This window comes from Methylobacterium sp. E-046, assembly GCF_022829625.1.
In the GTDB taxonomy this organism is placed as follows: Bacteria; Pseudomonadota; Alphaproteobacteria; order Rhizobiales; family Beijerinckiaceae; genus Methylobacterium; species Methylobacterium longum.
Genome location: NZ_JAKSYP010000290.1, coordinates 327,149 through 349,965 on the forward strand (window position 1 = coordinate 327,149; position 22,817 = coordinate 349,965).

Annotated in this window: 18 protein-coding genes; 13 read left to right on the forward strand and 5 right to left on the reverse strand. The window is 72.2% G+C overall.

Annotated features, from left to right (window positions below; genetic code table 11):
* Positions 1-196: 196 nt before the first annotated feature.
* Positions 197-721, forward strand: a complete 525-nt coding sequence (locus MKK82_RS33135; RefSeq protein WP_238284784.1) for a SixA phosphatase family protein — start codon at positions 197-199, stop codon at positions 719-721.
* Between the two features lie 4 nt (positions 722-725).
* Here MKK82_RS33135 and MKK82_RS33140 read toward each other — a convergent pair whose 3' ends face one another.
* A complete protein-coding gene (locus MKK82_RS33140) occupies positions 726-1,760 on the reverse strand; it encodes an alpha/beta fold hydrolase (RefSeq protein WP_238284785.1) in 1,035 nt (344 codons plus the stop codon).
* A 194-nt stretch (positions 1,761-1,954) separates the two neighbouring features.
* Here MKK82_RS33140 and MKK82_RS33145 point away from each other — a divergent pair, with 194 nt between their 5' ends.
* Entirely contained in the window at positions 1,955-2,437 is a 483-nt protein-coding gene (locus MKK82_RS33145) for an Hsp20 family protein (RefSeq protein WP_238284786.1), read from the forward strand.
* Positions 2,438-2,584: 147 nt separating this feature from the next.
* Positions 2,585-3,586, forward strand: coding sequence for a GNAT family N-acetyltransferase (locus tag MKK82_RS33150; RefSeq protein ID WP_238284879.1), 1,002 nt, complete (start codon positions 2,585-2,587; stop codon positions 3,584-3,586).
* A gap of 169 nt (positions 3,587-3,755) precedes the next feature.
* Here the strand turns inward: MKK82_RS33150 and MKK82_RS33155 are convergent, their stop codons facing one another.
* Positions 3,756-4,193: an RNA polymerase subunit sigma-70 gene (locus tag MKK82_RS33155; RefSeq protein ID WP_238284787.1), complete on the reverse strand. Its 438-nt coding sequence runs from the start codon at positions 4,191-4,193 to the stop codon at positions 3,756-3,758.
* A gap of 205 nt (positions 4,194-4,398) precedes the next feature.
* Here MKK82_RS33155 and MKK82_RS33160 point away from each other — a divergent pair, with 205 nt between their 5' ends.
* From MKK82_RS33160 to MKK82_RS33175, 4 genes are all read left to right on the forward strand, one after another.
* Positions 4,399-5,259: a Kdo hydroxylase family protein gene (locus tag MKK82_RS33160; RefSeq protein WP_238284788.1), complete on the forward strand. Its 861-nt coding sequence runs from the start codon at positions 4,399-4,401 to the stop codon at positions 5,257-5,259.
* 16 nt (positions 5,260-5,275) lie between these two features.
* Positions 5,276-5,575 carry an antibiotic biosynthesis monooxygenase family protein gene (locus MKK82_RS33165; protein ID WP_243988032.1) on the forward strand — a complete coding sequence of 100 codons (300 nt, stop codon included), beginning with the start codon at positions 5,276-5,278 and terminating at the stop codon, positions 5,573-5,575.
* 161 nt (positions 5,576-5,736) lie between these two features.
* Positions 5,737-11,025 carry an alpha-2-macroglobulin family protein gene (locus MKK82_RS33170; RefSeq protein ID WP_243988033.1) on the forward strand — a complete coding sequence of 1,763 codons (5,289 nt, stop codon included), beginning with the start codon at positions 5,737-5,739 and terminating at the stop codon, positions 11,023-11,025.
* A gap of 127 nt (positions 11,026-11,152) precedes the next feature.
* Positions 11,153-12,277, forward strand: a complete 1,125-nt coding sequence (locus tag MKK82_RS33175; RefSeq protein WP_238284791.1) for a mechanosensitive ion channel family protein — start codon at positions 11,153-11,155, stop codon at positions 12,275-12,277.
* A 234-nt stretch (positions 12,278-12,511) separates the two neighbouring features.
* On the opposite strand, the gene MKK82_RS33180 is transcribed toward MKK82_RS33175, so the two are convergent.
* Together MKK82_RS33180 and MKK82_RS33185 are read right to left on the reverse strand one after the other, a co-directional pair.
* A complete protein-coding gene (locus tag MKK82_RS33180; protein WP_238284792.1) occupies positions 12,512-13,189 on the reverse strand; it encodes an aldolase in 678 nt (225 codons plus the stop codon).
* The gene (locus MKK82_RS33185; protein WP_238284793.1) at positions 13,186-14,193 is read right to left on the reverse strand and encodes a LacI family DNA-binding transcriptional regulator; all 1,008 of its coding nucleotides are present in this window, start codon (positions 14,191-14,193) and stop codon (positions 13,186-13,188) included. The genes MKK82_RS33180 and MKK82_RS33185 overlap by 4 nt, the downstream gene beginning before the upstream one ends.
* Positions 14,194-14,556: 363 nt before the next feature.
* Here MKK82_RS33185 and MKK82_RS33190 point away from each other — a divergent pair, with 363 nt between their 5' ends.
* The 5 genes from MKK82_RS33190 (at position 14,557) to denD (ending at position 20,232) form a co-directional block, all read left to right on the forward strand.
* A complete protein-coding gene (locus MKK82_RS33190) occupies positions 14,557-15,879 on the forward strand; it encodes an MFS transporter (protein ID WP_238284794.1) in 1,323 nt (440 codons plus the stop codon).
* A 177-nt stretch (positions 15,880-16,056) separates the two neighbouring features.
* Positions 16,057-16,971, forward strand: a complete 915-nt coding sequence (gene ltnD / locus MKK82_RS33195) for an L-threonate dehydrogenase (RefSeq protein WP_238284795.1) — start codon at positions 16,057-16,059, stop codon at positions 16,969-16,971.
* 198 nt (positions 16,972-17,169) lie between these two features.
* Positions 17,170-17,955, forward strand: a complete 786-nt coding sequence (gene otnI, locus MKK82_RS33200; RefSeq protein ID WP_238284796.1) for a 2-oxo-tetronate isomerase — start codon at positions 17,170-17,172, stop codon at positions 17,953-17,955.
* Positions 17,952-19,226 carry a 3-oxo-tetronate kinase gene (gene otnK / locus MKK82_RS33205; protein WP_238284797.1) on the forward strand — a complete coding sequence of 425 codons (1,275 nt, stop codon included), beginning with the start codon at positions 17,952-17,954 and terminating at the stop codon, positions 19,224-19,226. Before otnI ends, otnK begins: the two co-directional genes overlap by 4 nt.
* Positions 19,227-19,254: 28 nt before the next feature.
* Positions 19,255-20,232, forward strand: coding sequence for a D-erythronate dehydrogenase (gene denD, locus MKK82_RS33210; RefSeq protein ID WP_238284798.1), 978 nt, complete (start codon positions 19,255-19,257; stop codon positions 20,230-20,232).
* 412 nt (positions 20,233-20,644) lie between these two features.
* Here denD and MKK82_RS33215 read toward each other — a convergent pair whose 3' ends face one another.
* A complete protein-coding gene (locus MKK82_RS33215; RefSeq protein WP_238284799.1) occupies positions 20,645-20,881 on the reverse strand; it encodes a type II toxin-antitoxin system VapB family antitoxin in 237 nt (78 codons plus the stop codon).
* 84 nt (positions 20,882-20,965) lie between these two features.
* Here MKK82_RS33215 and recQ point away from each other — a divergent pair, with 84 nt between their 5' ends.
* Positions 20,966-22,807 (forward strand): DNA helicase RecQ, encoded by a 1,842-nt coding sequence (recQ, locus tag MKK82_RS33220; RefSeq protein ID WP_238284800.1) that lies wholly within the window; start codon positions 20,966-20,968, stop codon positions 22,805-22,807.
* Positions 22,808-22,817: the final 10 nt, after the last annotated feature.

Sequence of the window (22,817 nt, forward strand, 5' to 3'; positions counted from 1 at the left end):
GCGCTCGCACCTCCGGATGAGGCGCGCAACGGGCCGCGCGGATCGTGGAGCAACGGGGCCGGCCCGAGGCTGCCGGCAGGCCGAGGTTCCCGCGCGGCACGCTTTCGGTTAACCGGACGGGAGGGGCTTTTGCGATGCCGGTCCGGCGACGCCGGGTCCCCGCTCCCGAGAACGGCCCGGTCCAGAGGTTCGCTCCATGCGCAGGCTGATCCTGTTGCGGCACGCCAAATCGGATCGTTCGCCGGGCGTCGCCGACCGCGACCGCCCGCTCAACCCCCGCGGGCGGCGGACCGCGCCGGTTGTGGGCGCCCATCTCGCGGAGGCGGGGCTGCGCCCCGATCTCGCCCTCGTCTCCACGGCAGTCCGGACGCGGGAGACCTGGGACGCGATGGCAGCCGCGCTGGGCAATCCCGAGACGCGCTGGCAGCCGGAGATCTACGAGGCGCCGGCCCACCGGATCCTCGGGGTGATCAAGGCCGCGCCCGATGGGGCCGCCGTCGTGATCGTCGTCGGCCACAATCCGGGTCTCGGCGACCTCGCGGCAGCTCTGGCGGGGGAGGGACCGCGCGCGGCCCGCGACCGTCTGGCCCTGGAATTCCCCACCGCCGCCTACGCGGTGATCGACTTCGACACCGCCCATTGGTCGGATGTGGCGCCGGGCCGGGGACGCCTGGAGCGGTTCGCGCGCCCGCGGGACATCAACCCGGATCTCGGGGGCTGACGGCTCACGCCACCGGCACCGCGGCGGCGTGAGACTCGACCTCCGCGTGCGAGGGCAGGGGCGAGCCCGGCGCGAAGGCCTCGAAGGCCGCCCAGAAATCCTGCCGGATGGCGTCGCGCTCGGTCAGGATCTCGTGCCGGGAATCCGGCAGGACGAGAATGTGGCCGGCCTTGAGCCGGGCCGCGAAGCGCTCGGTGTCGGCGGTGCCGCAGACCGGGTCGGCGCCCGCCGCCAGGAGCAGCGTCGGCAGGGTGATGCGCGGCGCCGCCCTCGGGTCGCGCAGGCGCGCCATGGCGCGGAACGCTTCGGCGAGCCACGCGATCGTCGGGTCGCCCACCGCACCGGCGCCGACCTGCCGGGCCGCCGCGGCGTTCCGGGCGTAGCGGACGGGATCGCGCGAGAGCCGGTTGCCGGCATAGGGATTGGTGGCGATCGAGACCGGCTTGCCGAAGGGGATGTAGCGGCTCCCGAGTCCCAGCCGCTGCAAGCCCCGCGAGAGCAGGGCGGCGCCGGCCGGCCAGCGGATCATCCGGATCGACAGCATCGGCGCCAGCGCCACGAGGCGCCGGAACGGCAGCCAGCCGTCGAGCGCCCCGAGGAGGGCCACGCAGCCCCCCATCGAGTGCGCGAGGCCGATATGCGGCTCCGGCATCAGCGGCACCAGCACGGTCTCGGCCACGGCCTTGAGGTCGAGCCGGTAATCGTCGAAGCGGGCGACGTGGCCCTTGTGGGGATCGTCGACCCGGCGGTCCGACTCCCCCTGGCCGCGCCAATCGAAGGCGACCACCGCGAAGCCCCGTGCCCGCAACTCCTGGATGGTCTCGTAGTACTTCTCGATGAATTCCGCCCGGCCCTGGAGCAGGCAGACCGTGCCGCGGCAGGTCCGCGCCGTCGTCTGCCAATAGGCCGCCCGCAGGGTGCAGTCGTCGCGCGTGCCCACCGCGATCAGCGTGCCGTTCGGCGGCGCCGGGTTGCCGGGCGTGCCGCGCAGGGTCAGGAGCGGTGGCTCCCGCCCGGTCTCACCGTCGAACCGTCCCACAGGGTTCACCTCAAGCGCGTCCGTACGCGGACGGACCCTACCGAAAAAATCTCAGGCCTCGCCATCGTCCGGGGTCTTGAAGCGTGTTTTTCCCCCTCCGATATCTCGCCTGTGCCGGCCATCAGGCGGCACGAAAGACGGGTCCGGCCCATCGGGCGGACCGGAATTGCATGTTGCTCACACGAGGATATGTCATGCGTCAGTTCGATCTCGCGCCCCTCTACCGTTCCACCGTCGGCTTTGACCGGTTGTTCTCCGCGCTCGACCAGTTCGCGAGCGCCGAGGCTGCGCCCACCTACCCGCCCTACAACATCGAGCGGACCGGCGAGAACGCCTACCGCATTACCGTCGCGGTCGCCGGCTTCACCGAGTCCGACCTGTCGATCGATGTTCGGGAGAACGCGCTGTCCCTGAGGGGCGAGCGCAAGGCCGAGGGCAAGGCTGAATTCCTGCATCAGGGCATCGCGGCCCGCACCTTCGAGCGCCGTTTCCAGCTCGCCGACCACGTACAGGTGACGGGCGCGGCCCTCGAGAACGGCCTTCTCCATATCGACCTCGTCCGCGAGGTACCGGAGGCGAAGAAGCCGCGCCGCATCCAGATCGCCACGGCGGGTCGCGCCAGCGCCCCGGTGATCGAGGGCGACGTCCGCACGGACACGGTCCCGCAGGCCGCCTGATCCATCTCGGCTTGAACTTCAGAATGTTGCAGCGCCCCGGCCCCGGCCGGGGCGCTTTCCTGCGTCGGCTGTCATAATGGCGTGTGCGCTTCGTGCTCTGTGTCGGATTCGACGGTGCACGGACGCGCACCCGGAGTGAACCCGACCATGGTCGCCAATCTCGCCCGCGGGGCCTACAGCGCACTCGGAGCCGGCTGGCACAGGGGCGTGCAGTGGGGCGTCGGCGCGCCGATCGCGAAGCTGCGCCGCCGGCAGATGCATCCGCAGGAAATCCAGGGCGGCCCGACCGGAATCGCCGAGATCCTCTCCGCCGAGCGCGCGATTCGCCTGCCGGACCCGTTCGAGGGGCGCAGCCTCGGCCGCATCGGCAACCTGGAGGTGAGGCTGGCGACTAGGAGATCCGAGATCCGCCGGGCGCAGCGCCTGCGCTTCAAGGTGTTCTACGAGGAGATGTCGGCGGTCCCGACCGGGCTCGCGTCCCTGTCGCGGCGCGACGCCGACAGCTACGACGCGCTCTGCGATCATCTCCTCGTCCTCGACCACGCCGCGCCGGGGCGGAAGCAGCCCTTCGTCGAGCCCCGGCCGAAGGTGGTGGGCACCTACCGGCTGCTTCGCGGCGAGGTGGCCGAGCGCCATGCCGGCTTCTACTCCGAGGGTGAGTACGATCTGGCACCGCTGCTGGCGGCGCAGGGCCATCGGCGGCTGCTGGAGCTCGGCCGCTCCTGCGTGCTGAAGCCCTACCGCGGCAAGCGCACCGTCGAGCTGCTCTGGCAGGGCATCTACGCCTACGTCCTGCACCACCGGATCGACGCGCTGATCGGCTGCGCGAGCCTGGAGGGCACCGATCCGGAGCGGCTGGCGCTGCCGCTGGCCTTCCTGCACCACCATGCCCGCGCGCCGGAGGGCTGGCGGGCCCGGGCGCTGCCGGAGCGGTCGGTGGCAATGGACCGGCTGCCGAAGGAGGCGGTCGATCCCAAGGCCGCGCTGCAGGCCCTGCCGCCCCTGGTCAAAGGCTATCTCCGCCTCGGCGCCACCTTCGGCGACGGTGCCGTCATCGATCGCCAGTTCGGCACGACGGACGTCTTCGTGACGCTGCCGGTGGAGGTGATCGGCGCGCGCTACCGGGGACATTTCGCACCGGCGCGATGAGGGTCGGGTCGCTCCGAAAGGTCGATCCGACCTGGCCTATCGACCTGAGATGACCGCGTCAGCGGGCGGCGCGATCCCCCGACGGTTCCTTCGAGGCGGGTTCGCCGCATCGCAGACCGGGGACGAACCGTAGAGGGGAGGTTTCCCCGAGGACCTGCCGCACAGTCCCCTACAGATCGCCCAGGGCCAGCTGGCCCTGGTTGCGCGCCTTCGGCGGCGCGGCCTTGCGCTCCTTGGCCCGCGCCGCCGCGGCCGGCTTCTTCGGCTTCGGGTCGCCGCGCATCCGGGCCACCGCCTTGTCGCGGGCGACCGCCTCCGGGGCGGTGGGGTCGTCGCTCAGCCACTTGCCGCGCTTGATCACCTCGTTCACGCGGCCCTGGTTGACCCCGACCTTGAAGGCGATCTCCTGCTGGGTCATCCCGGTCGTGGCGTGCAGGTCCAGGATCGACCGGGCGAGTTCCGGGGTCATCTTCTGGCCGGTCAGGCGCCGGGCGGGTTTGACCGTCCGGGTCGCGCGGTCGCGCTCGCGCAGGCGCTCCAGCAGCGCCAGCGCCATGTTCATGCCGTGCTCGCGCAGGGCCTCCTCGAATTCCTTCAACGTCGCCATCGGCGCCATCCTCCGCCGGGCACTCAGGCCGGTTACGCACGGAGAACGTGCCGGGAACGCAACCGTTGCGCAAGCGCTGGGGACGGGCCTCCGCGCCGGTGTCGGTGGACGCGGGATGTCATCCACCGGAAAAGCCGCCCCTGGCCTGCCCGCGGCCACTCGGCTACAGGGGCCCACCCGCCATGGCAGGCCCGGCCCGCACCCGATGATCAGCCCGATCCGCAGAATCGTCGCCGGCGAGACCCACGGTTCCCTGGCCCGGGAGCTCGAGGCCGGGGCGGTGCTGCTGTTCCCGGACCTGCCCTTCCCGTTCAGCGCGTTCGAACGCCGGTTCACCGAGCGGCCCTTCGCGGACGGCAAGGCCAAGAACGTCAACATCCGCGGCGCGGCGGCCGCGCTGCGCGGTGCGGCGGGGACGCCGGAGGAGCAGGAGGCCCTGCGCCAGATCCTGATCCGCTACCGTACCTTCGCGCGCGACCTCATCGGAACCTACCTGCCGGACTACGCGGACCGCGTGAGCCTGGCCGGCACGTCCTATCGCCCCTTCGACGTGGACCGGCGCAAGCTCAGCTGGCGGCGCGACGACACCCGGCTGCACGTCGACGCCTTTCCGTCGAACCCGATCGGCGAGAAGCGGATCCTGCGGGTGTTCCGCAACATCAACCCCGCGGGCGAGCCGCGCCGCTGGCGGGTCGGCGAGGATTTCGGGTCGATGGCGGAGAAATTCCTGCCGCGTCTGCCGGGCTACTCGCCCCTCTCGGCGCGCCTGCTCTCGGCCCTGCGCATCACCAAGGCCCGGCGCTCGGAATACGACCACCTGATGCTGCACCTGCACGACGCCCTCAAGCAGGACGCGGCCTATCAGGCGTCGGCCCCCCAGGCCGACGTGGAGTTCCGCCCCGGCGAGACCTGGGTGACCTTCTCGGACCTCGTGATGCACGGGGCCATGGGCGGCCGCTACATGCTGGAGCAGACCGCCTACCTGCCCGTCGCCGCCCAGGCCGACCCGGCCCTGAGCCCGCAGCGCATCCTGGCGGCCAAGCTCGGCCGCGCCCTTCGCACCTGAGACAGGAACGTCACCGATGATCCTCGAAATCGCGCAGATCGAGATCAAGCCCGGCATGGAGGCCGAGTTCGAGTCGGGCATCACCGAGGCCTCAGTGATCTTCAACCAGGCCAAGGGCTGCCGGGCCTTCGAGGTGCGGCGCTCCATCGAGCATCCGCAGCGCTACCGCCTCCTGATCCACTGGGACACGCTGGAGGCCCACACCAAGGACTTCACCGGCTCGCAGCCCTGGCAGGATTACCGCGCCCTGGTCGCCCACTGCTTCGCCGGACCGGTGGCCGTCGAGCACGCCGAGCAGGTGCTGAAGGCGTTCTGAGCCTCGACGCGAGGGAACGCGGAGCCGCCTCGCGCCGCGAGGCGGCCCCCAACGAGGCTCCAACGGCCCGAAGCGTTGCGAGCCTAACCGCCGGTGCTAGGCTCCCGCGCCATGGGACCCGAGGCGAATCATCGGGTTCGCGGCTGGCGAGGAACAGGCTGATGGCGCGGCTCGGACGGCTCGCGGGTGTCTTGGTGCTCCTCGGAGGGATCGCGGGCGGTCCGGTCCTCGCCCAGACCCCGCCGGCGGCCCGTACGACGTCCCGGCCGGCGGCGGCCGCCGCGCCGTTCGCCAGGAGCTTCGTCCGGACCGACCTCGCCAGCGCTTCGGTCCGCCTGGAGGCGGCTCTCAAAGCAGAGGCCGGGGGCGCGCTCCGACCGGCGGGCCAGTCCCGCGCTGCCGGTCAGGCCCTTCTCGCCGCCGACAAGCCGGATGAGGCCGTCGCCCCCCTCGCCGCCGCGGTGGCGGCAGACCCGGCCGACCCGCGCAACTGGCAGGCCTATGCCCGCGGGGCGGCGGCGGCCCTGGGCGCGCTCGAGGACAACGACTACCAGGGCCGGGCGCGCCTGCGCGGGCGGGTGACGGCCGCCGCCTACCGCACCTACGAGCGCGCCGGCACGGCCGCCGACGCGGCGGCGGCGCTGGCGGCGCTGGGCGCCGCGGAGGCCGAGCAGGAATCCTGGCGGCCGGCGCTGGACGCCTACGCGGCGAGCCTCGCCCTGGCCGATGCCGGTCCGGTCCGGGCGGCCTACGAGACCCTGCGGGCCGAGCACGGCTTCCGGATCCTCGACTACAAGGTCGATTCCGACGCGGCCGCCCCGCGGGCCTGCTTCACCTTCTCGGAGGCGATCAAGCCCAAGACCGACTACGCGCCCTTCGTGGCTGTCTCGGGCAGCAGCGCGGCCGCCGTGACCGGGGAGGGCTCCCAGGTCTGCGTCGACGGGCTCAAGCACGGCGGCCGCTACGCCATCGTGCTCCGCCAGGGCCTGCCCGCGGCCGTCGGCGAGAGCCTGCTCAAGGCCGCCGATTACGAAATCTACGTCCGCGACCGCGCTCCCCAGGTGCGCTTCACCGGGCGCAACTACGTCCTGCCCCGGACCGGCCAGGCGGGCGTGCCCCTCGTCTCGGTGAACGCGGCGAAGCTCGACGTCGAGGTGCTGCGCATCGGCGACCGCGGCCTGCTGCCGACCCTGCGCTCCGAGGACTTTTTGGGCCAGCTCAGCGGCTCGACCGCCCGGACGATCGCCTCCGAGAAGGGCCAGCGCGTCTGGAAGGGCACCCTCGACACCGCCAAGGCGGAGGTGAACCAGGAGGCGGTCACCGCCTTCCCGGTCCTGCAGGCGGTGGGCAAGCTTGAGCCCGGGCTCTACGTGATGCTGGCCCGCCCCTCCGGCACGGCCGCCAGCGACGAGGAGTACGACACCCAGGCGACCCAGTGGTTCGTGGTCTCCGACCTGGGGCTCACCGCCACCAAGGGCCGGGACGGGGTCAACGTGGTCCTGCGTTCGCTCGCCTCCGCGCAGGTGATGGCGGGCGCCGAGATCCGGCTGATCGCCCGCAACAACGAGGTGCTGGGCGCAAGGACCACGGACGCGCAGGGGCACGTCGCCTTCGATCCGGGGCTCGCCCGCGGGGAGGGCGGTCTGGCGCCGAGCCTCGTGGTGGCGCAAGCCGGCGGCGATTACGGCTTCCTCGACCTGAACCTCGGCGCCTTCGACCTCACCGACCGCGGCGTGAAGGGACGGCCGGAGACCGGCGGCCTCGACGCCTACCTGTTCCCGGAGCGCGGGGTCTACCGCACGGGCGAGACCGTCCAGCTCACGGCCCTGCTGCGCGATCCCCGCGGCGCCGCCGTGCCGGACCTGCCGCTGACCCTGGTGGTCAAGCGGCCGGACGGCGTCGAGTACCGGCGCGTCTCGGTGCCCGACCAGGGGCTCGGCGGCCGGGCGTTGCCGCTGCCGCTCCTGTCGGGGGCGATGCACGGCACGTGGCGGGTCTCCGCCTACACGGACCCGAAGGCGCCCGCGATCGGTGAGACCAGCTTCCTCGTGGAGGATTACGTCCCCGAGCGGCTGGAGGTGACCCTCAAGGCCCGGCAGACGGCCCTGAACCGGGGCGAGGCCGCGCAGATCGACGTCGCCGCCCGCTACCTCTACGGCGCCCCGGGCGCCGATCTCGACGTGTCGGGCAGCGTGACCGTGCAGGCGGCCGCGACGAGCGGCATCAAGGGGCTTGAGGCCTATGCCATCGGTCTCGACGACGAGGCGGTCGAGCCGGCCACCCAGGAACTGCAGGACCATGCCACCACGAACGGGCAGGGCGGCGCCACCGTCACGGTGCCGGTGCCCCTGGTCGCGGCCCCGCGGGCGCTGGAGGCGAAGATCACCCTGGCGGTCGGCGAGCCCGGCGGCCGGGCGCTGTCGCGCAGCCTGACCCTGCCGATCCTCCCGTCGAGCCCGGTCCTCGCCCTGCGCAAGGGCTTCGCCGATCTGAAGGAGGGCGGGATCGCGGGCTTCGACGTGGTGCTGGCGAACCCCGACGGGGCGCTCCTCGCCCGGCCGGGCGTGACCTGGACCCTGTCGCGGATCGACTCCTCCTACCAGTGGTACCGGGCGGACGGGCGCTGGTCGTTCGAGTCGGTCAAGTCCCCCCGGCGCATCGCCAGCGGCACCGTCGACCTCACGGCCGCCGGCCCGGGCCGGATCGAGGCGCCGGTGGGCCTCGGCCGCTATCGGCTGGAGGTCTCGGCCGCGGGCGCCCCGGAGGCGACCGCGAGCCTCGGCTTCGAGGTGGGCTGGGGCGGCTCCGAGACCGCGGAGGCGCCCGACCTCCTCGACCTGACCCTCGACAAGGCCGCCTACGCGGCCGGCGACACCCTGCGGGCCAAGCTCAGTCCGACGTTCAAGGGTCAGGCCAGCCTGATGATCGTCAGCGACCGCGTGCACCAGACCCTGGAGGTCAGCGTGCCGGAGGGCGGCACCACGGTCAGCATCCCGGTGAAGGCCGAGTGGGGCGCCGGCGCCTACCTGGTGGCCACCGCCTACCGGCCCCTCGACCAGGCGGCCAAGCGCCTTCCGGGCCGGGCGCTGGGTCTGGCGTGGTTCTCGGTGGACCGGGAGCGGCGCAGCCTCGGGGTCGCCCTGAAGGCGCCGGAGCGGGCGCGCCCGCGCCAAGACCTGACCCTGCCGGTCCAGCTCGCGGGCCTGAAATCCGGCGCACCGGCGCGGATCACCGTCGCGCTCGTCGATGTCGGCATCCTCAACCTGACCCGCTACGCGGCGCCGGACCCGACGCAGTACTTCCTCGGCCAGCGGGCGCTCGGGCCGGAGGTCCGCGACCTCTACGGCTACCTGATCGACGGCATGCAGGGCTCGGCCGGGGCGATCCGCTCCGGCGGCGATGCGGGCGGGGGCGAACTCGCCGATTCCCCGCCGACCCAGGCGCCGCTCGCCCTCTATTCCGGGGTCGTCACCGTGGGGCCGGACGGCGCGGCCAGCGTGACCTTCCCGATCCCGGCCTTCAACGGCACCGGCCGCGTCATGGTCACCGCCTGGAGCGGCGACCGGGTGGGGCAGGCGCAGGCCGACGTGATCATCCGCGATCCGGTCGTGCTCAGCGCCACGCTGCCGCGCTTCCTCGACACCGGCGACCGCTCGCGTCTGTTCGTGGCCCTCGACAATGTCGAGGGGCCGGCGGGCGAGTACACGCTCGACCTGAGCCCGACCGGCCCGGTCGTGGTCGGTGCCAGCGCGCTGCGGCAGACGCTGCGGCTGGAGGCCGGCGCCAAGGGCCAGTTCGCGATCCCGCTCACCGCCGCCGGACCGGGCACGGCCCGCCTCGACCTCGCCCTGTCGGGGCCCGGCCTCCCAGCCGCCCTGAACCAGAGCTTCGCCCTGGGGATCTCGCCGGGGACCGGCGCCCTGCTGCGCCGCTCGGTGCGCAGCCTCGCCCCCGGGGCGAACCTGACGCTGACCTCGGACCTCCTCGCCGACCTGCAGCCGGGGACCGGCAGCGTCTCGCTCTCGGCCACGCCCCTGCCGGGGGTCGACGTGGCGGCCCTGCTCCGGGCGCTCGACCGCTACCCCTACGGCTGCTCGGAGCAGGTGGTGAGCCGGGCGATGCCGCTGCTCTACGTCAACAAGCTCGCGGCCCTGCAGAAGCTTGCCCTCGACGCGGGCGCGGACGAAAGGGTGCGCGAGTCGATCGAGCGCCTGCTCGCCCGCCAGGATTCGAGCGGCGATTTCGGCCTGTGGTCGGCGCAGGGCTCGAGCGACCTCTGGCTCGACGCCTACGTGACCGACTTCCTGACCCGCGCCCGCGAGCGCAACTTCGCGGTGCCGCAGAAGGCCTTCGCCCAGGCGCTGGACTACCTGCGCAACGCGGTGGCCAACGCCACCGAGGTGCGCAACGGCGGCGCGGACCTCGCCTACGCGGCCTACGTGCTCGCCCGGAACGGCCGGCCGGTGATGGGCGACCTGCGCTACCTCGCCGACACCAAGATCGGCGACTTCTCCTCCGCCCTCGGGCGCGCGCAGCTCGCCGCCGCCCTGGCGCTGCTCGGTGACCGCGGCCGGGCCGCCAAGACGATGGACTCGGCGCTCACCGTGCTGCGCGCCGAGCGCGACAAGGGCCTGTACCGCGCCGATTACGGCTCCCGCCTGCGCGACGGGGCCGGGCTGATCACGCTCGCCGCCGAGAGCGGGCTGGCGCAGGGGGCCCTCGGCCCCGCCGCTTCCGTGCTCGGCGAGGAGCAGCAATCCGAGCGGGCGACGAGCACGCAGGAGAATGCCTGGATGGTGCTCGCCGCCGAGAGCCTGTCGAACGAGGCGGGCGCCCTGTCGTTCACCCTGGACGGCGTGCCGCAGACCGGCCTGCTGGCTCGGGCCTACCGGGAGGCGGCCCTGGCCGACCGGGGCGTCGAGCTCACCAATACCGGCCGCAGCCCCGTGCAGGTGGCCGTGAGCGTCAACGGCAGCCCCCTGGTGCCGGAGCCGGCAGCGCAGCAGGGCTACACGATCGAGCGCAGCTTCCGCCGCCTCGACGGCAGCGTCGTCGACCCGGCGGGCGGCCTGCGCCAGAACGACCGGCTCGTGGTGGTGCTCAAGGTCACGGAGGCCAAGGCGGAGGCGGCGCGGCTCCTGCTGGTGGATCCGCTGCCGGCGGGGCTGGAGATCGACAACCCGAAGCTGCTGGACGCCGACGCGCTCCAGGGACTCGCCTTCGCCAAGTCCGACGTGCAGCCGGTCCACACCGAGTTCCGGGACGACCGGTTCGTGGCGGCCTACGACCGCGAACCGAGCCAGTCGGCCTTCTTCACCGTGGCCTACACGGTGCGGGCGGTCTCCCCCGGGACCTACGTCCATCCGGGCGCCACCGTGGAGGACATGTACCGGCCGGCGCGGTTCGGACGGACCGCCGCGGGCAGCGTGACGGTCGGAGCGGCCAAGTAGGGGCTGGCGACCGCAACCCGCCGGGCCGGGCCGCTGCGTTGCGGCAGGCACATGGTGCGCTGCGGAACCCCCGCGATCGCCCGCCCATTCCCACGGGTCCCCTTCGGAACCCGTGGAGCGATGCCCGATGCCGGACCTCGACGCGCTCGCCGGCTCCGCAGCCCGCGCGCTGGCCTACCTGCCGTGGTGGGCCGAGAGCCTGATCCTCATCGTCGCCTGCTGCGCGGTGGTGATGCCCCTGCACGGGGTCGTCTACCGGGCGATGAAGCGGGCGGTCTCGGCCAAGAGCCTGTTCTGGCGCTCGCTCGTGTCGCGCACGCGCGGCCCGAGCCGCCTCGGCCTCATCGTGGTGGCGATCAGCCTCGCCTCGACCACGGTGCACCTGTCCTGGGAGGTGCGGATCGCCCTCAACCAGATCCTGCTGGTCGCCTTCGTGACGCTGACCGGCTGGTGCTGCGCCACGGCGCTCCACATCGCGACCGTGATTTACCTGCGGCGGTTCAAGCTCGACGCCGAGGACAATCTCCTGGCGCGCAAGCACTTCACGCAGATGCGCATCCTGGAGCGGGCCGGCGTGACGCTGGTGGCCCTCGTCACCCTCTCGGTGGCGTTGATGACCTTCGAGCCGGTGCGCCAGTACGGCGTCAGCCTGCTGGCCTCGGCGGGCGCGGCGGGCCTCGTCCTCGGGTTGGCCATGCAGCCGGTCCTGTCGAACCTCGTGGCGGGCATCCAGATCGCCATCACGCAGCCGATCCGGATCGAGGACGCGATCATCGTCGAGAACGAGTGGGGCTGGGTGGAGGAGATCACCGCCACCTACGTGGTGGTCCGCCTCTGGGACTGGCGTCGGCTGGTCCTGCCGCTGACCTACTTCATCCAGAAGCCGTTCCAGAATTGGACCCGCGACGGCGCCTCGCTGATCGGCAGCGTGTTCGTCTACGTCGACCACCGGGCGCCCGTGGCGGCGATGCGCGAGAGGCTCGTCGAGATCGCCAGGGCCTCGCCCCTGTGGGACGGACGGGTGGTCAACCTCCAGGTCTCGGACGCCAAGGAATCGACCATCGAGATCCGGATGCTGGTGAGCGCCCGCAACGCGCCCCAGGCCTGGGACCTGCGCTGCGCGGTCCGCGAGGCGATGATCACGTGGCTCCAGGCCGAGCACCCGGAGGCGCTGCCGCGCCACCGCACGGAATGGGTCGGGGCGGGGGAGCCCCCGCTGCGGAGGGCCGAGGAGCGGCGGTTCGCGGCGTGATCCCCCGTCCTCGGAAGCGCGGCGATCCGTGGATCGCGTACACGGAGGTCGCGCAGTCCCGTCAGGCGGACGGCGGCACCGGCATCGTACGGCCGGATCGAGATCCTTGCAGCCGATCGTCGAGGAGGCCGTGCGTGGCCCCTCCCATATGGCTCCGCGCGCGTGGTGCAGTTCCCCGCCGGCTGCTTCGCGTGGGCCGCAACGACACCGGATCGGAGAGGCGGGCGGCCGACCTCACCCGTGATCGTGCCCGGCATGATCCTCCGGATCCGGCAGGGTCAGCCCGAAATGGCTCACCAGATCGGCGATCTGCCCGGGACTCAGTTGCCGCGGGTTGAGGTTGCGCAACAGCAGGTAAAGCTTGGCGGTCTCCTCCAGCTCCTCCGTGGCGAAGACCGCGCCCTCCAGGCTGTCGCCGGCCACCACCGGTCCGTGGTTGGCGAGCAGCACCGAGCTGTACTTCCCCGCGAGGCCCCGGATCGCGTCCGCCACGGCCGGGTCGCCCGGACGGTAATAGGGCACCAGCGCCGTGCCGCCGGTGCGCATCAGGTAGTAGGGCGTCAGCGGCGGCAGCACCTGACGCGGGTCGATCTCCGGCAGCATCGAGACCGCCACCGCGTGGGTCGAGTGCAGGTGCACGATGGCCTTCGCGTCTGTCCGGCTCTCGTAGAGCGCGGTGTGCAGCGGGATCTCCTTGGTGGGCTTGTCGCCCGAGACGAGGCGGCCCTCGCCGTCGAGCCGGGAGATCCGCGCCGGGTCGAGGAAACCCAGCGACGCGTTGGTCGGCGTCACGAGCCAGCCGCCGTCGGGCAGGCGGAGCGAGATGTTGCCCGACGAGCCCGGCGTCAGGCCGCGCTCGAACAGCGAGCGGCCGTAGCGGCAGATTTGTTCGCGCAACGCCGTCTCGTTCATGCGGTCGCTCCCTCGATCAGCTCGTATCCGAGATCGATTCTCTTCGGACCGCCCCCCGTCAGGCAGGCGGCGGCCTGCCGGCCGATCTCCAGCCGCGGTGTGCGCACCGTCGACAGGGGCTGAGGCATCGCGGCTGCAAAGTCGAGCCCGTTGAAGCCGAACAGCGCGATCCGACCCGGCACCACCAGCCCGGCCGACAGGCAGGCGAAATAGCCCCCGAGCGCCATGTCGTCATTGGAGAAGTAGACCGCGTCCAGATCCGAATGACGCGCCAGCAGCGCTTCCAGACCCGCCCGCCCGGAGGCCGGCGAGGACGGTCCCGGCCGGATTTCCCGGCCGAGAAGTGCCAGCCCGACATCCGCCAGAGCCTCCTCGAAACCCGCCAGCCGCTTGCCCGCGCGCAGGTCGACCGCGAGATCGTGGCCGAGATAGGCGATGCGGCGATAGCCCCGCCCCGCCAGATGGCGGGCGCTCGCCGCCCCGACGGCCCGGTTGGAGAAGCCGACCACGGCGTCGATCCCGTCACCATCCGTGTCGATCATCTCGACGACGCGCACGCTTCCGGCCCTGGCCAGGGCGACGGTCCCGGGATTGTGCTCCAGGCCGGTGAGCAGGAGCGCGGCCGGGCGCCACGACAGGAGCGCGGCCACCAGCGCCTCCTCCCGGTCCGGATCGTAGTCGCTCACGCCGATCACGCACTGGATGCCCTCGGCGTCGAGGGAGGCGGTCAGGCCGCGCAGCAGGTCCGGGAAGACCACGTTGGCGAGGGAGGGGATCACGACGCCGACGAGCTGCGCGCTCGCCCCCGACCCGGCCAGATTCCCGGCCAGGCGGTTCGGCACGTAGCCGAGCCGAGCCACGGCTTCCGCCACCCGCTCGCCGGCGCGCTTGGAATAGGACCCGTGGTTGCGCAGGACCCGCGAGACCGTGCTCTCGCCGACACCGGCCGCGCGGGCGACGTCGGTGAGGGTCACGAGCCGCCCCGGCGGCTGAATGTCGTCCATGACCCGGTTCTCCCGACGCGGTCTCGTCTCGCGACGCCCTTCGTACCTCCCGCCCCTCGCCCTCATCCCGAGATGCCCGCCCGAGAGGCCCGCGCCAGCGGCCCCGGAGAGGAGCCCTCCGGCTGGCCGCGCGATCCCGGGAGGACGCCTTCGAGGCCTCCGCTGGGCTTTGGCACCTCGGGGTGAGGGGAGGGATGGGACGACCGTCCTCGGCGATCCGCCAGCCGACATAGCCGCCTGCATTATCGCGCACAACCGCATTGGCAGCGCTGCCAAAAGGAGATATGGCACCGGTCAGCGCCGCCCGACGAGCGGCGAAGACCATCGTCCGGCGACCGCACGGTCCGGATCAGGGAGTACGCCATGCCGGTCCGAGCCGCCCCGCTGGGGGGCGCCACCCAACAAGCAGACGAGAAGACCTTCGACGACCGCACCTACGCGAAGGTCTTCTGGCGCCTCGTGCCGTTCCTGATGCTCTGCTACGTCGTGGCGTATCTCGACCGGGTGAATGTCGGCTTCGCCAAGCTCCAGATGTCGCAGGAGCTGAAATTCTCCGAGACGGTCTACGGGCTGGGCGCCGGTATCTTCTTCCTCGGCTACTTCCTGTTCGAGGTACCCTCGAACGTGATCCTGCACCGGGTCGGCGCCCGGGTCTGGATCGCCCGGATCATGATCACCTGGGGGATGATCTCGGGGGCGTTCCTGTTCGTGAACTCCGAGTGGAGCTTCTACGGGATGCGCTTCCTGCTCGGTCTCGCCGAGGCCGGCTTCTACCCGGGGGTGATCCTCTACACGACCTCGTGGTTCCCGGCCCATCGCCGGGCCAAGGTGATCGCGGTGTTCATGGCGGCGATCCCGATCTCCGGCATCTTCGGCAACCCGCTCTCGGGCTGGATCATGGACGCGCTCAACGGCGCCCACGGCCTGTCCGGCTGGCAATGGATGTTCCTGATCGAGGCGGTGCCGGCGGTGCTGATCGGCGTCGCGGTGTTCCTCTACCTCGACAACCGCCCCGCCGAGGCGAAGTGGCTCACCGACGCCGAGAAGCAGCTCTTGGAGCGCGACATCGCCGCCGACAACCACGGCAAGGAATCGAGCCCGCACTCCATCGCCACCGTGTTCCGCAACGGCCGCGTGTGGTTCATGAGCCTGATCTACTTCGCCTTCGTCACCGGCCAGTACGGGCTGACCTTCTGGATGCCGACCATCGTCAAGGCATCGGGCGTGCAGGGCAACTTCAACATCGGGCTGATCAGCGCCATCCCGTTCGTCTGCGCGGCGATCGTGATGGTCCTCCTGGGCCTCTCCGCCGACCGGATGCGCGAGCGCCGCTGGCACCTCATCATCCCGGCCCTGCTCGGCGCCGTCGGCTTCGTGGTCTCGGCCAATGCGGGCTCGACCACGGTCGCGGTGGCGGCGCTCTCAGTGGCGGCGGCCGGCGTGCTGACCTGCTCGCCCCTGTTCTGGTCGCTGCCCACCGCCTTCCTGAGCGGAGCCGGCGCGGCGGCCGGCATCGCGCTGATCAACTCGGTGGGCAATCTGGCGGGCTTCGTCAGCCCCTACGTGATCGGGGCACTGCGCGACGCCACCGGCAGCACCGCCACCGGCATGTACGCGTTGGCGGTGATGCTGGTGGTCGGCTCGATCTGCGTGTTCGTGACGCCGGCCCGGATGGTCAATCGCTGAGGAGATGCTCCCCCTTCCCCCCGGGGAAGGGCCAGGGGCGGGGTGGCGCGGACGGCACCGCATCGCCCCATCCCGTACCACCCCACCTCTCACTCCTCCCCGCCAGGGGGAGGAGCGCGCGTCGCCCGCGGTGACGTCGCGTCGGCCATGCCGGCCTTGAAGCTCGTGAGGCATTCGATGACCACCGACACGCACATCCGCCGCGCCGCGGTGATCGGCCTGGGCTCCATGGGCTCCGGCATGGCCGGCTCGCTCCTGCGGGCCGGCTTCACGGTCGCCGCCTGCGACGTGAACCCGGACGCGGTGGCACGGTTCGAAGCCGCCGGCGGTCGCGGGGCCGCGAACCCCGCCGCCGCGGCGCAGGACGCCGACGTGGTGGTGAGCGTGGTGGTCAACGCCGCGCAGACCGAGGCGGTGCTGTTCGGCGCGAACGGCGCCGCCGCCGCGATGCCGGAGGGGGCCGTGTTCGTCTCTTCCGCCACCATGGATCCGGCCGTCGCCCGGGCGCTCGCGGCCCGGCTGGAGGCCACCGGCCGCCACTACCTCGACGCCCCGATGAGCGGAGGCGCCGCCCGCGCGGCGGATGGAGGGCTGACCTTCCTGGCCTCGGGCTCGGCGGCGGCCTTCGCGAGGGCCCGGCCCGCCCTCGATGCCATGGCGGGCACGCTCTACGAACTCGGCGACGCGGCCGGCCAGGGTGCGGCCTTCAAGATGATCAACCAGCTGCTCGCGGGCGTCCACATCGCCGCCGCCTGCGAGGCGATGAGCTTCGCGGCCAAGCAGGGCCTCGACCTGGCGCGCGTCTACGAGGTGATCACCAAGTCGGCCGGCAATTCGTGGATGTTCGAGAACCGAGTGCCGCACATCCTGGAGGCGGATTACGCTCCGAAGAGCGCGGTCGACATCTTCGTCAAGGACCTCGGCATCGTGCAGGACATGGCCCGGGCGGAGAAATACCCGGTCCCGGTGGCGGCGGCGGCGCTGCAAATGTTCCTGATGGCCTCCGGTGCCGGGATGGGCCGGGACGACGACGCCTCCGTGGCTCGGCTCTACGCGCAGGTCTCGGGGGCGAAGCTTCCGGGGACGAAGTGACCAGCGGCGATCCCCCCGCGCCCGCACCCTGAGGTGCCAGCGTCGGCAGGCTTTCGAGAAGGGGGCCGGGGACCGCGCGGCGGGCTGGCGGACTCCCGCGAGGCTGCGGCGCAGCACCTCGGGATGAGGGAATCGGGGATGACGGTTCGCTGAGCGGATCGGACGGGTGTCGAGAACCGGGCAGGGAGGCCCAAGAGAATGCCGCGCTTTGCCGCAAACCTGAGCCTGATGTTCAACGAGGTGCCGTTCCTCGACCGGTTCGAGGCCGCCGCCCGGGCCGGATTCGACGCCGTCGAATTCCTGTTTCCCTACGAGCATTCACCGGAGGCGGTCGGCGCGCGGCTCCGGGACAACGGCCTGACCCAGGCGCTGTTCAACCTGCCGCCAGGCGATTTCTCAATGGGCGAGCGCGGCTTAGCGGCGTTTCCTGAACGGTTCGACGAGCTGAAGGCCGGGGTCGACACGGCGTTGCGCTACGTCGAGGCGACCGGCGTCGGCCGGTTGCACCTGATGGCGGGCCTCGCCCCGCACGACGATCCCGGCGCCGTCGCGGCCTACCGCCGGGCTGTCACCTGGACGGCGGAGCGGCTGGCGCCCGCCGGCCTCGACCTCGTTCTGGAACCGATCAACGGCCGGAACATACCGGGCTATTTCCTCAACGATTTCGGCCGCGCCGCGGACCTGATCGAGGATCTCGGGCTGTCGAACCTGAAGCTGCAGTTCGATCTCTACCACTGCCAGATCCTGCACGGCGACGTGACCATGCGTCTGCGCGCCCTGATGCCGATCATCGGCCACGTCCAGACCGCGAGCGTGCCCGAGCGGCACGAACCCGGAACCGGCGAGGTGAACGACGTCTTCCTGTTCGACGAGCTGGATCGACTCGGCTACGCCGGCTTCGTCGGCTGCGAGTACATCCCGGCCGCCGACACCGTCTCGGGTCTCGGCTGGCTCGCCGCCTACAAGGGGAGAAGCGCCCGATGAGCCTCGCGCTGGGATGCGTTGCCGACGATTACACGGGCGCCTCGGACCTCGCCAACACGTTGACCAAGGCGGGCCTGCGCACGATCCAGACCATCGGCGTCCCGGAGGATGACCGCGCCCTGCCGGAGGCCGACGCGGTGGTGGTGGCGCTGAAGAGCCGCTCGATCCCCGCCGACCAGGCCGTGGCGCGCTCCCGCGAGGCCGAGGGCTGGCTGCGGGCGCGGGGCGCCGCCCACGTGATGTTCAAGGTCTGCTCGACCTTCGACTCCACGGAGGCCGGCAATATCGGCCCGGTCATGGACGCCCTGCGGGGGGATGCGGGCGAGGCCATCGCGCTCGTCACCCCGGCCTTCCCGGAGACGGGGCGCAGCGTCTACCAGGGCAACCTCTTCGTCGGCGCCGTGCCGCTGAACGAGAGCCCCCTCAAGGACCACCCGCTCAATCCGATGCGCGATGCCAACCTGGTGCGCGTGCTCGAGCGCCAGAGCGCGTATCCGGTCGGGCTCGTGGATACCGCCACGGTCGCCCGCGGCGCCGAGGCCGTCGCGGCCCGCCTCGAAGCCCTCGTGGCGGAAGGTAAGGGCGCCGCCATCGCGGACGCGATCTTCGACAGCGACCTCGCAGTGCTCGGCCGGGCGATCATCGAGCGGACATTCTCGGTGGGCGCGTCCGGGCTCGGACTCGGGCTCGCCCGGGCACTGGTTGCCGCGGGACGCGGCACCCGGGACGCGGCCGGAGCGGCGATCGGCGAGCCGGTGGGCGGATCCGCCGCCTGCCTCGCCGGCAGTTGCTCGCAGGCGACGCTCCAGCAGGTCGGCGCCGCCGAGGCGCTGATGCCGGTGCTCCGCCTCGATCCGGCGCGGCTCCTCGCCGGCGCCGACGTGGTGGGCGAGGCCCTGGCCTTCGCGGAGGAACGGCTTCCTTCCGGCCCGGTGCTGATCGCCTCCTCGGCGCCTCCCGAGGCGGTCCGGGCCCTCCAGGCCGCCCATGGGGTCGACGCCGCCGGCCACGCCATCGAGGCGGCGCTGGCCGCCATCGCCGAAGGCCTCGTCGCCCGCGGCGTGCGCCGGCTCGTGGTCGCCGGAGGCGAGACGTCCGGCGCAGTGGTCGACCGGCTGGGCCTCACCGCCTTCCTGCTCGGGCCGGAGATCGCCGCGGGCGTTCCGGTCCTGCGCACCGCCGGACGGCCCGAGCCGATGCTGCTCGCCCTGAAATCCGGCAATTTCGGCGGTCCGGACTTCTTCGGCCGCGCCCTCGACATGATGGCCTGACGCCGCACAACCCGACGGGAGGTTTTCCATGCATGCCCTGATTCTCGGCGCCGCCGGCATGATCGGCCGCCGCCTCGTGGACACCCTGGTGAAGGCGGGTCAGGTCGGCGGTCAGCCGCTGAGCGCCCTGACCCTGCTCGACGTGGTGCAGCCCGCCGCGCCCGGGGGCTTTTCCGGCCAGGTGCGGGCCGACGCGGCGGATCTCACCGCCCCCGGCGCCGCCGAGGCCGCCATCGCCGAACGGCCGGGCGTGATCTTCCACCTCGCCGCGGTGGTCTCGGGCGAGGCCGAGGCCGACCTGGAACTCGGCTACCGGGTCAATCTCGACGGCACGCGGCTGCTCCTCGACGCGATCCGCAAGGCCAACGCGGCGGACGGGTACCGGCCGAAGCTGATCTTCACCTCCTCGCTCGCGGTGTTCGGCCCCCCCTTCCCCAAGGTGATCCCGGACGACCACATCCTGCGTCCGGCCTCCTCGTACGGGGTGCAGAAGGCCATGGGCGAGCTGATGCTCGCCGACTACGCCCGGCGCGGCTTCCTCGACGGGATCGGCCTGCGCCTGCCGACCATCTGCGTGCGGCCCGGCAAGCCCAACAAGGCGGCCTCCGGCTTCTTCTCGGGCATCATCCGCGAGCCGCTGGCCGGCCAGGAGGCGATCCTGCCGGTGCCCGACACGGTGCGGCACTGGTTCGCCAGCCCCGACGCGGCGGTCGGCTTCTTGGTCCACGCGGCCGGGCTCGACCTCGCGGCGATCGGCCCGCGGATCAGCCTGACCATGCCGGGCGTCTCGGCGACGGTCGCCGAGGAGATCGAGGCCCTGCGCCGCGCGGCCGGCGACAGGGCCGTGGCGCTGATCCGGCGCGCCCCCGACGCCACCATCGCGCGGATCGTCGGCTCCTGGCCGGAGGCGTTCGAGCCGGAGGCGGCCCTGGGTCTGGGTTTCCGGGCGGATGACTCCTTCGACGCCATCGTGGCGCAGCACGTGGCCGAGTTCCACGGCGGCTGAAGCGTCAGGACCGGGCTGAGGGATGTCGGTCTGATGTCGGTCTGCGGACGGCCGTCGCCGACACCGCGCAGCGGGACGCCGTCGACTTGCGCGCCGGCCGAGGCGACGCGGTCGCCGAGGCGCAGGCCTGCGGGGGGCGGCCCGTGCCGTGGCCGGCATGGGCGGCGGTGGCGAGGTGCCTTTGCTGCCCGTGATCGGGGCCAGCGCACGTCCCTTGCGTCCAGGACGCTGTCCACGACGGATCCGGCCCTGTGTGGCTCGCTTCTCCGGCGTCGCGCAAGGGCGAGCACCGCCTCATGGACGGCGACACCGCGCGCGAGCCGCGCGGGTATCGCGCGCAGGCAATGCCGCAGATCCTCATGGCCCGGCTCCCGGAGCGGGATCGCCACGATGGCCCGGGCATCGACGGACGTCACGCGACGTTCGGGCCGTCGTCGAACGCCTCGTCGGCCTCGGGACCGGATTTCGGCGAGGAGGCGCGCGTCCTGAACCCGCCGATGCGCGCCGGGAGCGCATCGCTCCCGCGGTACTGGCGGTCCAGCGCGTTCGTTAGCGCGATCCGCGCCGCCTCGGCCTTGCTCACGCCGGCCCGCGATGCCAGCTTCTCGGCGCGGGGCTTCAGCTCTTCGCTGCGGATGTTGAGCGGCACGACCGCCTCCGTGTAGACGCGCGGGGGCTAGGGTCTCCATATCCGCGCCGCAGACTCGGTGCCGACACCCGATCAAGGATTCCGATGACCCGCCTCGACGAGGCCCGCGCCGCGCTCAAGAAGACCTTCGGCTATGAGGATTTCCGACCCGGCCAGGACGAGGTGATCGGTGCGGTGCTGGACGGCGCCGACGTGTTTGCCGTCATGCCCACGGGCTCGGGCAAGTCGATGACCTACCAGCTCCCGGCCTTGGTCGATCCGGGCCTCACGGTGGTGGTCTCCCCCCTGATCGCGCTGATGCACGATCAGGTGCAGCAGATGAAGAGCGTCGGCATCCAGGCCGCGACCCTCAACTCGTCGGTCGCGGAATCGGATTCGCGCGAGACGTGGCGCGCGTTGCGCTCGGGCGACCTGCGGCTCCTGTTCGTCTCCCCCGAACGCCTGCTCATGGAGGGCTGCATCGAGGCGCTGCGCGGGGCGGGCGTCCGGCGCCTGGCGGTCGATGAGGCGCACTGCGTCTCGCAATGGGGCCACGATTTCCGGCCCGAATATCGGGAGATCGCCCGGGCCCGGACGACGCTCGGCGACGTCCAGACCCTGGCGCTGACCGCCACCGCCGACGCCGCCACCCGGGCCGAGATCGCCGAGCGCCTGTTCCCGCAGGGGCGTCCGCCGAAGATCTTCGTCCATTCCTTCGACCGGCCGAACATCCGCCTGACCTTCCAGCCCAAGGACAATCCCGCCCGGCAGATCGAGCGGTTCCTGAAGCACCGGCGGGCGGAGAGCGGGATCATCTACTGCTCGTCGCGCAAGCGCACCGAGCAGCTCGCCGAGACCCTCAAGCGGGACGGGTTCGACGCGCTGCCCTACCATGCCGGCCTCGATCAGGGCACGCGGATGCGGAACCAGGATCGGTTCCTCCAGGAGGACGGCGTGGTGATGACCGCCACCATCGCGTTCGGCATGGGCATCAACAAGCCCGACGTGCGCTTCGTCTGCCACGCCGACATGCCCAACAACGTCGAGGGCTACTACCAGGAGATCGGCCGCGCCGGCCGCGACGGTCTGCCCGCCGACACGCTGACCCTCTACGGCCTCGACGACATGGCGCTGCGCCGCCGGCAGATCGACGAGAAGGAGATCTCCGACGAGCGCCGCCGGGTCGAGCGGCGCAAGCTCGAGGCGATGATCACCCTGTGCGAGGGGGCCAATTGCCGCCGCCAGTCGCTGCTCGCCTATTTCGGCGAGGCGAGCGGTCCCTGCGGCCGCTGCGACCTGTGCCGCGGCGGCGTGACCCTGGTGGACGGGACGGTCTCGGCCCAGAAGGCCCTCTCGGCCATCGTGCGCACCGGGCAGCGCTTCGGCGCGGCGTATATCTGCGACCTCGTCCACGGGAAGGAGAGCGAGCAGATCCGCCGCAACGGGCATGCCGGCCTCAAGACCTTCGGGGTCGGCGCCGACAAGCCGGTGGCGGCCTGGCGGGCGATCCTGCGCCAGCTCTTCGCCGCCGGGGCCATCGCCGAGAATGCCGACGGCTACGGCGGCCTGTCCATGACCGAGAAGGGCGAGGCGATCCTGTTCGGGCGGGAGCCGGTCCAGCTCCGCCCGGATCCGGAGCCGCGGACGGAGGCCCGCGAGCGCCGCCGTGCCGCCCCGCGCGAGGACGGCGAGATCGCCCTCTCCGAGGCGGACGAGGCCCTGTTCCAGCACCTGCGCGGCCTGCGCGCCACGCTGGCCCGGGCCGAGGGGATCGCCGCCTTCATGGTCTTTCCCGACCGGACGCTGATCGAGATGACCCGCCAGAAGCCCGTCGACCTCTGGGCCCTGCGCACGGTCCACGGGGTCGGCGAGCGCAAGCGCGAGGCCTACGGCGACAAGTTCGTGTCGGCCATCGCGGAGTTCCTGGCTCAGCCCCCGGCCCCCTGACGACGCAGGT

Coding starts and splice junctions, on each gene's coding strand:
- MKK82_RS33185 (WP_238284793.1), bottom strand. CDS start 14,193: ATGGACGACATTCAGCCGCCGGGGCGGCTCGTGACCCTCACCGACGTC.
- MKK82_RS33190 (WP_238284794.1), top strand. CDS start 14,557: ATGCCGGTCCGAGCCGCCCCGCTGGGGGGCGCCACCCAACAAGCAGAC.
- MKK82_RS33170 (WP_243988033.1), top strand. CDS start 5,737: ATGGCGCGGCTCGGACGGCTCGCGGGTGTCTTGGTGCTCCTCGGAGGG.
- MKK82_RS33180 (WP_238284792.1), bottom strand. CDS start 13,189: ATGAACGAGACGGCGTTGCGCGAACAAATCTGCCGCTACGGCCGCTCG.
- recQ (WP_238284800.1), top strand. CDS start 20,966: ATGACCCGCCTCGACGAGGCCCGCGCCGCGCTCAAGAAGACCTTCGGC.
- ltnD (WP_238284795.1), top strand. CDS start 16,057: ATGACCACCGACACGCACATCCGCCGCGCCGCGGTGATCGGCCTGGGC.
- otnI (WP_238284796.1), top strand. CDS start 17,170: ATGCCGCGCTTTGCCGCAAACCTGAGCCTGATGTTCAACGAGGTGCCG.
- MKK82_RS33145 (WP_238284786.1), top strand. CDS start 1,955: ATGCGTCAGTTCGATCTCGCGCCCCTCTACCGTTCCACCGTCGGCTTT.
- MKK82_RS33165 (WP_243988032.1), top strand. CDS start 5,276: ATGATCCTCGAAATCGCGCAGATCGAGATCAAGCCCGGCATGGAGGCC.
- MKK82_RS33160 (WP_238284788.1), top strand. CDS start 4,399: ATGATCAGCCCGATCCGCAGAATCGTCGCCGGCGAGACCCACGGTTCC.
- otnK (WP_238284797.1), top strand. CDS start 17,952: ATGAGCCTCGCGCTGGGATGCGTTGCCGACGATTACACGGGCGCCTCG.
- MKK82_RS33175 (WP_238284791.1), top strand. CDS start 11,153: ATGCCGGACCTCGACGCGCTCGCCGGCTCCGCAGCCCGCGCGCTGGCC.
- denD (WP_238284798.1), top strand. CDS start 19,255: ATGCATGCCCTGATTCTCGGCGCCGCCGGCATGATCGGCCGCCGCCTC.
- MKK82_RS33155 (WP_238284787.1), bottom strand. CDS start 4,193: ATGGCGACGTTGAAGGAATTCGAGGAGGCCCTGCGCGAGCACGGCATG.
- MKK82_RS33150 (WP_238284879.1), top strand. CDS start 2,585: ATGGTCGCCAATCTCGCCCGCGGGGCCTACAGCGCACTCGGAGCCGGC.
- MKK82_RS33135 (WP_238284784.1), top strand. CDS start 197: ATGCGCAGGCTGATCCTGTTGCGGCACGCCAAATCGGATCGTTCGCCG.